Origin of the sequence: Paenibacillus sp. ClWae2A, assembly GCF_032452295.1 — a bacterium.
In the GTDB taxonomy this organism is placed as follows: domain Bacteria; phylum Bacillota; class Bacilli; order Paenibacillales; family Paenibacillaceae; genus Paenibacillus.
The window spans coordinates 33,384-47,229 of the sequence record NZ_JAULSQ010000006.1; the positions used below are offsets into that span (position 1 = coordinate 33,384).

Here is a 13,846-nt window from a genome sequence, read left to right on the forward strand (position 1 = left end):
TATAAATATATATTCGCTCAGTTGATGAGCAAGCTTTGGTTATCGAAATACATACAAAAAAAAGAACAGATCGTGAAGATCTGCTCTGCATAACTCATTAATCGTGTTGTTATCTTATTCATATGCTTATCCGATAAAGTAGAACCAGCTACACGATATCTAAAGGTACCTTACCTTTAGGCGCAGGGAATGCCTCATCCAAACGGGTGAGTTCCTCTGGTGTCAAAACGATATTCACTGCTGCTGCATTGTCTGCCACATGATTCTGCTGCACCGCCTTGGGAATCGCCAGCACATCTCCGTCCCTGATCACCCACGCTAATGCGATCTGCGAAGTCGTAACTCCTCGACCCTGTGCAATCTCCTGAATGACTGGATTCTCCAACAATTCACTTCGAAGTCTGCCACCCTGTGCCAGTGGACAATACGCCATTACAGGAACGCTACGTTCCCGCATCCAGGGAAGCAGATCATGTTCAATACCACGCGAAGCTGCATGGTAGAGCACCTGATTCACCATGCACTGAGACCCCTCCGGCAGACTCCATAATTCCTGCATATCCCTTGTATCCAGATTCGATACACCCCAGCGAAGGATTTTACCGGATTGTTTCAATTGTTCCAATGCCTGAACCGTCTCTTCGAGTGGTACTCCTCCCCGCCAGTGGAGCAAATACAGATCCAGACGATCTGTACCAAGACGCGTGAGACTACGCTCACAAGCGGTAATCATCTGCTTGCGATCTGCATGATGGGGATATACTTTGGATACGAGAAAAACTTCATCACGAAGGCCCGAGATGGCCTTTCCCGTAACAACTTCTGCCCCGCCTTCTGCATACATCTCCGCCGTATCAATTACGGTCATTCCCAGTTCAATACCGGAACGCAGTGCCCGTACTTCTTCTTCCTGGCTAGATTGCTTCTCTCCCATGTACCATGTGCCTTGTCCTATCGCAGGCAGGGCAGTTCCATCCGGAAGCAGAATCGTGCGTGTTTGATTACCATGCATCATCTATATTCCCCCATTCTGAAGACTTATGGACATTGTAACCTCTCTAACGACGATTATACGAATCATAAATCATGTTATCACTCACATGCCTCCAGTGGCTCATCATCATGGTATACACCTGATCCAGTGGCATTGTGAGGCTACTTTGGGCAACGCTGATGGTTGCATCGACCATATTGCTGTTGACCGTCATCAACTTGCGTTTCATCCCGTTCTGGCGATCCAGAAAGGCTTTCTCGTCCCGCAATTTGACCCCGATCATTTTCTGTCCCATTAGTTCATACATAAAAATATTCTCAACGTCTCTCCAGGCCACTGCTCCTCCTGCGGTATAAGAAGATGCATCCACAAACCCATCCTCATCGATTACAAAAGAAGGTTCCTTCTTAATCATCTTTACCAGACTGTAGCAGAAACATAGCCCGAAAAACAAAATGGATAGAAGTCCAATCACACCCGAGAGGATGGAATCATTCGTAACTGAAGAACGATCAAAAATCAAAAAAAATCCGGCTGCCACAAAGAGTGCCGCCCCTGCCGTAAGCCACGCCATTCGTTTCCGGTTTGGATATTCTACATGCTGCTCATAGGATGTGCTCAACGTGACGTTCCTCCTTCATTACGACTGAATCATACAAGTTCTATATAAACGAATGGTTATGAACCCAAATACCTGAATGTAGAACAGGAATTGCATTGTACATTAAACCAAATTCACCAATGTTAAACATTAAATTAAGACCATTTTTCGGTCATTTCTGCGCTTATTCAACATTAGGATTCGTCATTCTTCGAGCAAATCCTTTTAACACACCTATATGAATTGAACTAAAGAATATTTACACTAGCTACTCCGATGACAGAACAACCTTCCGATCGCTGTTATAAAAGTCTCCCCTCCCATCCTTAGTCATATTGTCCTGTCCCTTGCTTTCCGTTAATATAAATGGAAAGGTTAGGAAATTAACCAATTCTAATTCATGGTGGGAGGACAAACAATGAACAGTCTGCGCGGCATAACAACGGAAGATCTTTATCAGATTACATGGGTTAACGATCCAACTCCGTCCCCTCAAGGCGGACAACTGGTATATGTAAGCCGGAAAACGAATGAAGCACGTGACGGTTATTGTTCTCACCTGAGACTGCTGCATCTGGGAAGTCAAAAGGATAGAATGTTTACCTCTGGAGAGAAGGATCATTCCCCAGCCTGGTCGCCGGATGGGTCACAGTTGGCCTTTTTAAGAGAGGTTGATGGGGAATCTCAAGTGTGGATTATCGCAACAGATGGCGGAGAAGCACAGCAAATCAGTCACCTGAAACATGGCGTCAGTTCCCTGCTCTGGTCACCAGATGGTCATACTTTACTTGTGAAATCATCCGTGGATATGAGCGGAGATGAAGAATCAGAACATACAGATCCTATAGACGACAAACCCAAACTGCTGCAAGAACATGTCGTAGACCGGATTCGCATGAAATCAGATGCCAGTGGATTATGGAACGGAAGACGTTCCCATCTCTTCACCATCGCGCCGATTGACGCGTACGCGGAAGCAACCCCGGTAACTACAGGTCATTATGACGTTGGAGACTACGCTTGGTCCCCGGACGGAACATCCATCGCATGGATTACGCAAATGCCTGAAGAAGGCGAGGAGCATAACGATTACACCCTTACCAATCATGTGTATCTTGCCAAGGCAGACGGATCAGATGTGCAGCAGTTAACCCCGGAAGGATATACGTTCAGCCGACTGACATTTGCACCGGATGGACAATCTCTTGCACTGCTCGCCAGTGACCGTTCTTATGGAAATGCCACACTTGTGAAGCTATATACCCTTCCTATATCAGGTGGTGAACCCGTATGTCTGAGCACGGATTGGGACGTGCAACTCAATCACAGCATTGTTGGCGACATGCGATCACATCTGACAACCACAGGGCCTGTATTCAGTCGGGATAGTTCATCCATCCTCTGTCTAGCGACCATTCATGGTAGTGTACGCATCGCCAAATTCGCACGAGACGGTAGAAGTGCCGAGTATATATTGCCTGACGAACGGGAGATTTATCAATTTGCCGAGTTGGAAAACGGGCAGATCGTTGCCGCTGTAGCCGATACACTAAATCCTGGTGATCTATATATATATGAACAACCGGAAGATCCTGAGGTAGAACCGATTCAGATCACCCGCAGCAACCCACAGCTTGAGGGTGAGATCCACCTTAGTACACCGGAAACCTTCTGGTTCAATTCCTCGGATGGATTGCGACTGCAAGGATGGATCATGAAACCTCACGGAATGGTGGATGGGGTCAAAATCCCGACCATTCTGGAGATTCATGGCGGCCCGCACATGATGTATGGTTTTACATTTATGCATGAGTTCCAAATTCTCGCCGCACAAGGCTACGCTATTGTGTATATCAATCCACGCGGTGGCCTCGGATACGGGCAGCAGTTTGTAGACGCCTGTCGCGGAGATTATGGCGGTGGCGATTATCGTGATCTCATGGAGAGTGTGGACTATGCCCTATCCCAATATGAATTTATCGATGAATCCAGATTGGGTGTAACCGGGGGCAGTTATGGTGGCTTCATGACCAACTGGATTGTTGGACACACGGACCGCTTTAAGGCCGCTGTTACCCAGCGTTCCATCTCCAACTGGCTATCCTTCTACGGTGTAAGTGACATTGGATATTTCTTCACGGAAGACCAGATTGGCGGTAACGCGTGGGATGACACGGAAAAACTGTGGAAACATTCCCCGCTCGCTTATGTCGGCAACGTGAGTACTCCGCTGCTCATTTTGCATGGCGAACAGGATCTGCGGTGTCCTATTGAACAGGCTGAGCAATTATACATTGCGTTGAAACGGCGTAAGCAGACCACTCGTCTTGTTCGTTTCCCAGGTGCCAACCACGAGTTATCTCGTGGAGGTCATCCCCACTTAAGGGTACGCCGTCTGGAGCATATTGCCGGATGGTTTAACGAGTACCTGTAACGGACTAATATTTAGACTATTAATTCAGAGTATAGAACCAAATATGGATTCAACCCTAAAAGCCGTCCAATGAAATCGGTTAAGATTTCAACGGGCGGCTTTGGCTTTTCACCTTTTATAGAAGGAAAGATTACTCTTCGCCCCACACTACGGTGATTTCATTCAGATCCTTGTTGGTTGCAGACACCAAACCTGTGATGGTTACGGCATATTTGCCATCTTCACGACCCACGATGCTGAAGCCATCTGCCTGGATATCCTGAGTGTTCTGGCTCAAGTTTTTGGTCTGGTAGTAGTCTTTGTAGGAGGTTCCAACGGTTAGCAATGATTCTTTGGTTGTGTACGTGAGCACGACTTTTTTATTGTCCCCGTCTACATTGCTCTCAATGAGGCTGGTTGCCTTCGCATCCTTCGGTAACGGGAAGTCAGCTGGCAGATACTTGGACTTCACACCTTGAGCCTGTGTGTTCGTGCCTGTAGATGGCAATGTCGATCCGCTGTTGCCTGTGGAAGTTGACTCACCAGAACTTGAAGAGCCGATGCTTACTTTATTGTTTTGGGCATCATACTTCACTTCGGTCTTCAACGCATCAGCAATCGAACGAACGGGGAGATATGTACTGCCTTGATATGTAATTGGCGCAAGCTTTTTGCCCTGGTCACCTGTCGGTGTAAATTTCTGTCCGTTCACTTCGATCGCGAGCCCATGGTTCAGATAAGCCTTAATCGTCTCCAGTTGTGTACCTGCATATACACCTGCCGATCCGGTTAACACCATGCCAAACACACCCGCAGCAATCAACCACTTTTTGCTTTTCATCCCTAAACGCCTCCTGAGTTCAATGTCAGCCTTATGCATAATACGATTCAAGCGATCGCTCGATGTACGCAAAAGGCTCATGTAGTTATGCTCATCATGTATGGGCACGAGCTTATTCGGATAACAGCCCGTTGTTCCACCAAATGTTAGCAATATAATAGCATCTGACAAGAGGTTGTAAACAATAAATGGATAAATCAGGACCAAGGGCGTACAAAAATAGTCTTTGTCGTATGCCTGCTGTTCTCTGGCTCGTTAAGTTGTTCTTATATGAATAAAGTCCTGAATTCCGGACCATACCTATGAAGCCAATCATACACGCACAACAGTTGCGAAATTAACCAATGTATTAGATAATTATTTGTCGATTTGTGGTCGAAGGAACGGAACTCAAGGGGGATTTATACGATGAACAATAACAGTACATTTGACCAGTCTATTAACCGGGTCTCTACCGGATCAGAGAAATGGGATGCACTTGAGGATATCTTCGGCGCTGCTGATGCGCTTCCGATGTGGGTGGCCGATATGGATTTCGCTGCTCCACCATCCGTCATTCAGGCCCTGCAAACACGTATGGAGCACGGGATTTTTGGTTATACAGTGCGGACTGAGGCGTATCATGCAGCTGTTGCAGGTTGGATGGAACGGCGCCACAACTGGAAAATTAATGATGACTGGATCGTATTCACTCCAGGGATTGTGCCTGCACTCAGCATTGCGGTACAACGATTCACTCAACCGGGAGATGCCGTGGTTATCCAAACCCCGGTGTACGCCCCCTTTTATGAAGTGGTACGTGGTCAAGGTCGTGAACTGATCACTAACCCTTTAATAGAGAATAATGGTCATTACACGATGGATCTGGAACAACTGGGAGCCAGCTTGCAGACGGGTCGGGTCAAAATGTTAATTCTGTGCAGCCCCCACAACCCCGTTGGACGGGTATGGACTCGAGAGGAGCTTGAAGGGCTCACGTCGCTGTGCCTGCAATACAACGTACTAATCGTTTCGGATGAAATTCATGCTGATCTTGTTCATCAGCGCGGAGCTCATACACCGCTAACCCTGATCTCGGATGCCGTCTCTGATCTAAGTATCATCTGTACGGCTCCAAGCAAAACGTTCAACATTCCTGGCCTCTGCACATCCAACATCATCATCCCCAATGCCAAGTTGCGGGAATCGTTCGCGCAGGGTGTAAAAACAATGGGACTTGCCAATATCAGCACACTGGGGGCTGTTGCAACCGAAGCTGCTTACAATGGTGCCGAGGAATGGCTGGATGAGTGCCTTGCCTATATCCGTGGAAATATGGAGTATGTCCAGCAATATGTTGCGGAACATATGCCACAGATCAAAATGCATCTGCCCGAAGCAACCTATCTGTTATGGATGGATTTCCGGGAGCTGAATATCCCTCATGCACAACTATGCAACATGCTGCTTCATGAAGCCGGGCTTGCTTTCAATGACGGGAGTTTCTTTGGAACAGAGGGCACAGGGTTCATGCGCATTAATGTAGCCTGTCCACGTTCCACGGTTGAAGAGGCGATGCGCAGGTTATCTGTGTTGTTAAGCAATGTGTCGGGCAAATAAGCTGTCCAGTTACATCTATGTACGTTGCGAACAAAACGTGTACTGTTCGTTAAATGGTGAATATTTGTCAAAATAGAAAAAGGGGTGCCCCGTAGTCAAGTCCATGACTCATATTCATAGTCAATGACTTCACAAGGGGCACCCCATTTGTATTCGATCATTTTATTTATTCAAAACATAATTAAAATTACAGTCACATCGATATCGGCATCGGTGTAATTCTGTCGCACAACCTGTTCAACAAATCCCGATCATGGCTTATGATCAATAGCCCCAGATCACGCTGGCGAGCCACTTCCATCACGGTATGCCATATCTGTGCCTGAGTGATTGCATCCAGCATCGTTGTCATCTCATCTGCGATCACATAACGTGTCGCTGTGCCAAGCGCCCGCGCCACACAGAAACGTTGCAGTTCTCCACCGGATAATTCAGTCGGCCTACGGTCCAACCAGGTCTGCTGAATACCCAAAGCTTCGAGCAACTGTTCATCCTGCACAGACGCCTCCTGAAGTACACGACGCATCCGCCAGCGTGGATTCACAGCCTTCTCCGGGTGCTGGAATACCAGCTGAACTGGACATACTCCTGTACGTGGGAGTGGGTTCCCATCCAGAAGCACTTGTCCTGCCACAGGTTCGGCATATCCTGCAAGGATGCGTCCAAGGCTTGTTTTTCCACAGCCACTTGGTCCCCACAAGCCCACGACTTCGCCTTGTTTCACCTGCATATTCATCTGCTGGAACACCCACGATTTCGGATCGTAACGGTAGCTCACGTCCCGTGCTTCAAGTGACATGGAAACACCTCACTTCTCCGCCTCGTATCTGACGAAGCTCTGGACGTTCGCGGGTACATGCAACGGTTGCTGCGCTACATCGGGGAGCAAATGAACATCCTGTCGTGATCTCTTGACCTGCCAACGGCTGGGAGCCTGGGAGTGGCTGAAATCCGTTCTGCGGCAACGCATTCCAGAGCGCTTTTGTATACGGATGACGAAGACGTTCTCCATTCCCTTTAAAATCATCCACCTGCGCCGCCTCTACATTGGTACCCGCATAAAATACAGCGATGCGATCCGCTGCCGTCAGGGCTGTCGTGATATCATGAGTGATCCACAGAATGCCTACACCTTGATCTGCGAGTACGCGAAATTGCCTCATCGTCTCGGCCAACACTTCGGGATGAATGCCTGGTGTCGGTTCATCTGCAATGATCAACTTCGGCTGACCTGAGGTCGCTGTAGCCATCAACACCCGCCTTGCCATACCTCCGGACAACTCAAACGGGTATTTCCCAGCTGTTTCTTGAGGAAGATGATAACGATCCGTCAGCTCCTGCTCCGTCTTTTTCAAGTGGGATCGAGTCATGAATCTGCGCTTCCTTCCCAAATCTCGGGTTACCGGCTGAACTTGTCTCCCCACCTTCATCAGCGGGTCCAAATAACTGACGGATTGCGGGATTAACACCAGTTCATCACCACGCAGATGAAGCTGCCTCTCTAAGGTCAAAGGCTCACCATCATAGCTAATTCTACCTTCCAACTTGGCATTGACAGGCAGAATGCCCATAATGGCCTGCGCCAGTACACTTTTGCCCGATCCGCTTGCGCCTACAACAGCCACGACCTCGCCCTCGTTTATAGTAAGATCCAGATTCTGAATGACATAAGTCTGTTCGTGCCCAAACCAACCACGAGCGCGCCGAAATGACACCGACACTCCCTCAATATCAAGAAGAGCCATATTTACCTCACCTCCCTTGAACTACCTGTACCCGTCAACGTCTTCAGACTGTTGCCCAATACATCAAACGCACGAACAACCAGCAACAATGCCAGCCCCGGGAAAAAGGCGAGCCACCACATACCAGCAGATAAATATCTCATCGACTCTGACAAAATAATTCCGATTGCCGGTTGTTGCGGGGACAACCCCAGCCCCAGAAACGTAATGGCTGCCTCATGCAGAATTGCATGGGGAAAGATTAGCAGTACGCCCACGAACAGTTGTGGAACCAGATGTGGCAGCATATGCCGCACCGCAATTTGTAACCGCGATTGACCTAACTTATGTGAAATCTGAATATATTCTGCGGATTTCAGTTGAATCATCTCCGCTCGTACAATCCGGGCCAGATTCGGCCAGTGCGTCAGCGCAATCGCTGCCGCCACTCCTGCCAGACCTCCACCGAATACAAAGGCCAGCATAACCAGTGATACCAGATGAGGTACACTCAGGAACAGGTCGATAATCCATGAGATTACCCGGTCAGCAGCCTTGCTTGAAGCGGCAGCCAAACCCAATAGCAGTGCGATCAAACCGCCACCACATGCAGCAAGCAATCCCACTTGAATGCTGGTTGCCAATCCTTTTAACGTACGCATGAACATATCTCTTCCGAGCCAATCTGTGCCAAATGGATGCGCCAAGGTTGGAGCCAAATTCCGATCCATTAGTGAAGTCAGCGTAGAACCAGCCGGAAGCAGCCTGCCCGTCAACCACACAACGGCAATCCAGATCACCGCGAGGCTTCCCCAGATCACCGCTCTTTGGCGAGGGTTGCGGAAATTTTGGTCTCTGGCACCCGCATAACCTTTTCTCGTTTGGCGTGTTGTTCCTGTTCCTTTTCCAGTCTCAGCTTGTAGTAACCCCGGATTAATGATGTACCTTACCTCTTGAGTCTCCGTTTTCACTTTTTGTACTTGGGCTGTTTCTGCCGTCTGCTCGGAGGAGCGTTCTACCGTCTGCTTCATGACATCAGCTCCTCCTTCATCCGTGGATCGATCATACGATACAGAATGTCGGCCACCATATTACCTGTGAAAACAAAAATCGCACTGCACATCACAAGTCCAAGCAGCAGTGGAACATCTCCACGCAATCCAGCCTGAACCGTTGCCTGACCAAGGCCGGGGTATGAAAATACCTGTTCTGCAAGCACAGCCCCACCGAACAGTTCACTGAACGAAGCAAACTGTAGTGTTATGGCTGGCAAAACAACATGTCTGAACCCATGTCGACGGAACAGCTGAAATCCACGTTCACCCCGCGCTCTCGCAAACAGAATATAATCCGACTCCAGCACATCCGTAAGTTTCTGCCGGGTATGCAAAGCGATCGAAGCTACCCCGGTCAAACTGAGGGTCAACGCTGGCAGAATCATATGGATAGCCCGATCTCCCCAGGTCACCTGATCAGCCGACATCCCTGCGGGTACTCCAAGGCCAACCGGAAGCCATCCGAGCCACACCCCAAATACCATCAGCAGCAACAACGCAATCCAGAATACTGGCGTGGAGGCCAGCGTATAACAATACCAGCAGATCAGGCGATCCAGCTTCGAATCCCGTCTCATGGCAGCAACTACACCAAGAGTGAAACCAATAATGCCGGATAATATCCAAGCTACAGCCATAAGCGCGACAGAATTCATAAACCGTTCCTGGATAATATCCGCTACAGGCTGTCTGTAGATCATCGAAGTTCCCAAATCCCCCTGAATCAGCGCTTGTCCCCAGGTTAGCAATCGTTCCATGGGAGATTCATTTAATCCCCAACGTTCTTCGATGAAACTGCGCTGTTCGGCGCTTACCCTGATCATGTCTCCACCAATGTAGGCTTCGATCGGGTCCACAGGAGAGAATTGCATTAATATAAAAGACAACACACTGACTCCAACCAATAAAGATACAAGTCGCAACACTTTAAAACCAACAAATCTGGCCCATCCATTCCTGCCCGTCATCCAATCTCTCCCCAATTCAGGCTAAAGCTACTGCTAGGTTTCCTATTTCGTGCTGTTATCCCAGGACCATTCCTCCAGATTGGATGTCACCGGCCAGCCGTGACCATGGGGATGGATCTGCTGCTCCCCAATGTTCAGGCCATTCGTAACCAGATACAGATGATCTATATTTACGAGCCATGCCCAAGGTGCATCCCCCTGATAACTGAAACCTGTTGCTCCATCCCATTCCGCTTTCTTCCAGAACGGCAATGCCTCTTCTTCACTTGTTGCCTGAAGGGCTTTGTCCATCCAAGAATCCACGACAGGATTGCTGTACAGCCCCACATTGTAATACCCTTCTCCTTTGTGAGTACTGCTATAGAGGTTATAAGTTTCCAAAGGGTCATGACTGCCCCACCCAAACAATACAGCGTTGGAGTAAGCCATCTTTTTCGTCTCTTCACGGCTTTTACCTTCAACATTGATTTTAATTCCCGCCTGGGCAACCATATCCGCAGTAGCTAACGCCAGAGATTGTCTTGTTAAATCACCTGCAAAATACAGCAGATTGAACTCGGCCTTAACGCCGTTTTTCTCGACGATACCATCACCATCCGCATCCACCCAGCCACCAGACGTTAGAATGCGCTTCGCTTCTTCGAGATTGGCATCCGTAAATACAGCTTCTGCATTGCTCCAAGGCAGATCATCACTGACGGAATAAGCTGGACGACCGTACCCCTCAAGTACACCCTCAACCAAAGCCTTACGATCAATCACAACATTCACTGCTTGGCGAATCGCCAGATCGGATGTCACATCATTCCCTGCGGGAAGACCATCGCCCGACTTGGCACCAGCAGGCTGCATGGGGAACATGATGCCCCGGTTATCTACGGTTTTCACGGCCTCTAATGTCATGCCATTCACCTGTTGCTTGCTAAACGCTGCCGGAATAGCTGCAATATCCACCGTACCTGCCTGCGCAGCGGCGTAGGCTGCATCTTCATCCAGATAGAGGAAGGTGAGTTTGTGGAATGCAGACTTTTTACCGTAATATTCTTCATTGGCCTCAACGATGGCCTGTTGTCCTTTGTCCCACTGGACCAGCTTGTAAGGACCTGATCCGACCGGATGCTCTGCATAATCAGTGCCATAGGCGTGTTCAGGCACAATGCCAAGTGTCGTCAGCAGACTGATGAATGTCGACTGCGGCGACTTCAGTGTGAATACAACCGTGCTATCATCAGGTGCCTTCACATCAGCCATATTGGTTAGATCAATTACGGACCCACTCTTGGCAGCTGTTTCAAACGTAAATTTTACATCCTCAGCCGTCAGGGGTTCCCCATCAGAGAATTTCACATCGTTCCGAAGCGTAACCGTCCAGGTCAGCCCATCTTCACTAACTGAATATGCGGTAGCCAGATCGTTAACCAGTTGTAGCTTGGCATCCCTCTTCAGCAAGGTACTCTGGAAAAGCGGTGACCCATATTGCCCCCATCCGGTTGTCGGATCAAACCCGCCTTCCGGCTCGGTGCCAACGGCCAGCACCAATTCGTCTTTGGTTGAGGTTGTTCCTGATTGTTCATCCTCTGCTGATGAAGCTGTTGGCGCTGTTGTGCCCTGTGCACAACCAGATAAACCAATGGAACATACAAGCAAGATGCCTAATCCTGTTCTACCTTTTCGTTTTCCCCATCTCCATGAAAATCTGCCCATTCTGGTCGTTCCCCCTCTAAAGTTGTGCTGCACTCACTTGTTTCGTGTTACTTTTTAGAGAAATTGTAGCACAAAACACAAACCATATGTCAACAAAGTTCACTTCATAATCCATATTTTTTCATATTTTAGAATTAATCATTAAAAATTTATATGTACGAGCAATTGAATGGCCCTATAAAGTTAGGTATTGTAACAAAAGACAAAAAAACAGACGCATTTGGATTCTAACCAATGGTCTGTTTTTTCAGGTTCGCTTTATTTTTAATTACACTCGTATTTGTCTTACTCCGTAGAGCGATGATGATGATGGCTGTGACCATGCTGACCCGCACTAAGATTGTGATCCAGACTTTGATCCGGATTGTCATCCTGATCATGACTCTGAGCATGAGCCAGTTTGTTGAGTTCATCCACATAAGTCACAGACAGCTCAGCATACAATACCCCTTTTTGCACCTGGATCTGTTGATGCAAATGACGCAATCGCCCCAGATTCCCTCGTACGGCAATAACCTCCAGGCATTGGTCATGGTTCAGGTGCACGTGCATATTGGAAATGATGTCATGATGCGCCTCGTGCTGCAGCTCCATCAAACGAATGGGAAGATCACTGATATGGTGATCGTAGACCATGACAATGGTGCCGGCCACATCCTGGTCGGATTGTAATGCAGAAGGTTGCAGTAATGTTTTGCGAACAAGATCACGGAAAGCCTCAGATCGGTTTTTGTATCCCTGTTCCTCAATATACTGGTCAAACTGCTCAATTAGAGGTGTAGGAAACGCCACCCCGAACCGGGTCAAATCTTCTTTATCTGCCATACTTCTCCTCCTGCGCCCTCATTTGCTTCGAGTGTACCACAGACTTGTCTGCTCATCGACTATACTGTTGCATGAATCGTACTGCCGAATGTATCGCCTGTTGTCCAGCGTCACTCCCCAGATCAAATTGATAATCGTGTCCCAGCTTCTCTGATGAGTTTGAGAAAAACAAGGTTTCCACCTCAACATCAAGGCGCTTCAATACTTGTGCCAGCTCAATCGATTGACTGGTCAACGGGTCATCATTGCCTGAGGTAATAAATGCAGGCGGGTACGCTGTTGTGGCCTGAAGCACGGTCGACATTTCATGCAGACGTGGATAGTCTTCAAATGTTTTGACTCCCGTATATGACCAGAGAAATGTCCGTATGAGTGGAAAGCCTGTATTGGCTACCGTGCTTAGATTGTATGGACCACAGAATAGAAGAACCCCACGCAACTCTTCTGGCTGGGCGGCTGGTGTTATGTTCATCAGTTTAGCCAGAGATGGATTGGTCACCACTGCCGCGGTCTGACTTGCAATCTGGGCACCTGCCGAATTGCCTGCGAGAAATATGTTTTCCGGGTCACCGTGATACTCACTGACATGGTTCTTCACGTAAGTCAAAGCCTGATTCGTCTGGATCACAGGAATGGGATATTTTGTATCCGGTGCGAGCGCATAATTCATACTGACCACAACGTAACCCTGTTTGGCTAATTGTACGGCATAATCTGCGATGTCCGCTTTGTCACCCAAGAGCCATCCACCACCATGAACCCACAACACGACAGGCAAAGGTTTTGATGTTACGGAAGGATAATAGATATTCAGTGTACTGTCATTACGACCTTCGTCTGCATAGGGCACATCCACAACACGAGTTACGCCTTCCGAGAGCATAGTGCCCTTGCTATTTGTGTCTGGATTAGCAATCTCAATAAATGACTTTAATAAAAATACCGTTATTTTGGGTGTCCATTGTGTACCAATCCCAATAAAACCTATGATCAAAATTAGTACCACGCTGGGAATCCAGTACCGTTTACGTTTAAACCCTCTTGCCCCCGTACGTTTCGTTTCCAACTTGGACTGCAATAACTTCACCTCGTTCCATCATCATCGAAGCGTCTTTACATCTA

The 13,846-nt window shown here is 48.2% G+C and carries 12 protein-coding genes; 2 read left to right on the plus strand and 10 right to left on the minus strand.

Going from position 1 to position 13,846, the window contains the following annotated elements:
* Positions 1 to 148: 148 nt before the first annotated feature.
* Together QVE09_RS18550 and QVE09_RS18555 are read right to left on the minus strand one after the other, a co-directional pair.
* On the minus strand, positions 149 to 1,012 hold the full coding sequence (locus tag QVE09_RS18550) for an aldo/keto reductase (RefSeq protein WP_397387067.1): 864 nt from the start codon (positions 1,010 to 1,012) through the stop codon (positions 149 to 151).
* Positions 1,013 to 1,058: 46 nt separating this feature from the next.
* Positions 1,059 to 1,616, minus strand: a complete 558-nt coding sequence (locus QVE09_RS18555; RefSeq protein ID WP_315937955.1) for an STM3941 family protein — start codon at positions 1,614 to 1,616, stop codon at positions 1,059 to 1,061.
* A gap of 397 nt (positions 1,617 to 2,013) precedes the next feature.
* Here QVE09_RS18555 and QVE09_RS18560 point away from each other — a divergent pair, with 397 nt between their 5' ends.
* Complete coding sequence (locus QVE09_RS18560; protein WP_315937956.1) at positions 2,014 to 4,029, plus strand: S9 family peptidase; 2,016 nt, start codon at positions 2,014 to 2,016, stop codon at positions 4,027 to 4,029.
* A gap of 130 nt (positions 4,030 to 4,159) precedes the next feature.
* Here the strand turns inward: QVE09_RS18560 and QVE09_RS18565 are convergent, their stop codons facing one another.
* Positions 4,160 to 4,849 (minus strand): stalk domain-containing protein, encoded by a 690-nt coding sequence (locus tag QVE09_RS18565; protein WP_315937957.1) that lies wholly within the window; start codon positions 4,847 to 4,849, stop codon positions 4,160 to 4,162.
* Between the two features lie 408 nt (positions 4,850 to 5,257).
* On the opposite strand from QVE09_RS18565, the gene QVE09_RS18570 reads away from it, so the two are divergent.
* Positions 5,258 to 6,448, plus strand: coding sequence for a MalY/PatB family protein (locus tag QVE09_RS18570; RefSeq protein WP_315937958.1), 1,191 nt, complete (start codon positions 5,258 to 5,260; stop codon positions 6,446 to 6,448).
* A gap of 193 nt (positions 6,449 to 6,641) precedes the next feature.
* Here the strand turns inward: QVE09_RS18570 and QVE09_RS18575 are convergent, their stop codons facing one another.
* The 7 genes from QVE09_RS18575 to QVE09_RS18605 all read right to left on the minus strand — a co-directional run bounded on the left by QVE09_RS18575 (position 6,642) and on the right by QVE09_RS18605 (position 13,802).
* Positions 6,642 to 7,247, minus strand: a complete 606-nt coding sequence (locus QVE09_RS18575; RefSeq protein ID WP_282319203.1) for an ABC transporter ATP-binding protein — start codon at positions 7,245 to 7,247, stop codon at positions 6,642 to 6,644.
* A complete protein-coding gene (locus QVE09_RS18580; protein WP_315937959.1) occupies positions 7,237 to 8,193 on the minus strand; it encodes an ABC transporter ATP-binding protein in 957 nt (318 codons plus the stop codon). Before QVE09_RS18580 ends, QVE09_RS18575 begins: the two co-directional genes overlap by 11 nt.
* Positions 8,194 to 8,195: 2 nt before the next feature.
* Entirely contained in the window at positions 8,196 to 9,203 is a 1,008-nt protein-coding gene (locus QVE09_RS18585) for an ABC transporter permease (protein ID WP_315937960.1), read from the minus strand.
* On the minus strand, positions 9,200 to 10,195 hold the full coding sequence (locus QVE09_RS18590) for an ABC transporter permease (protein ID WP_315937961.1): 996 nt from the start codon (positions 10,193 to 10,195) through the stop codon (positions 9,200 to 9,202). Before QVE09_RS18590 ends, QVE09_RS18585 begins: the two co-directional genes overlap by 4 nt.
* 42 nt (positions 10,196 to 10,237) lie before the next feature.
* Positions 10,238 to 11,899, minus strand: a complete 1,662-nt coding sequence (locus QVE09_RS18595; RefSeq protein ID WP_315937962.1) for an ABC transporter substrate-binding protein — start codon at positions 11,897 to 11,899, stop codon at positions 10,238 to 10,240.
* A 285-nt stretch (positions 11,900 to 12,184) separates the two neighbouring features.
* A complete protein-coding gene (gene nikR / locus QVE09_RS18600; protein WP_315937963.1) occupies positions 12,185 to 12,724 on the minus strand; it encodes a nickel-responsive transcriptional regulator NikR in 540 nt (179 codons plus the stop codon).
* 52 nt (positions 12,725 to 12,776) lie between these two features.
* On the minus strand, positions 12,777 to 13,802 hold the full coding sequence (locus tag QVE09_RS18605) for an alpha/beta hydrolase (RefSeq protein ID WP_315937964.1): 1,026 nt from the start codon (positions 13,800 to 13,802) through the stop codon (positions 12,777 to 12,779).
* Positions 13,803 to 13,846 lie beyond the last annotated feature (44 nt).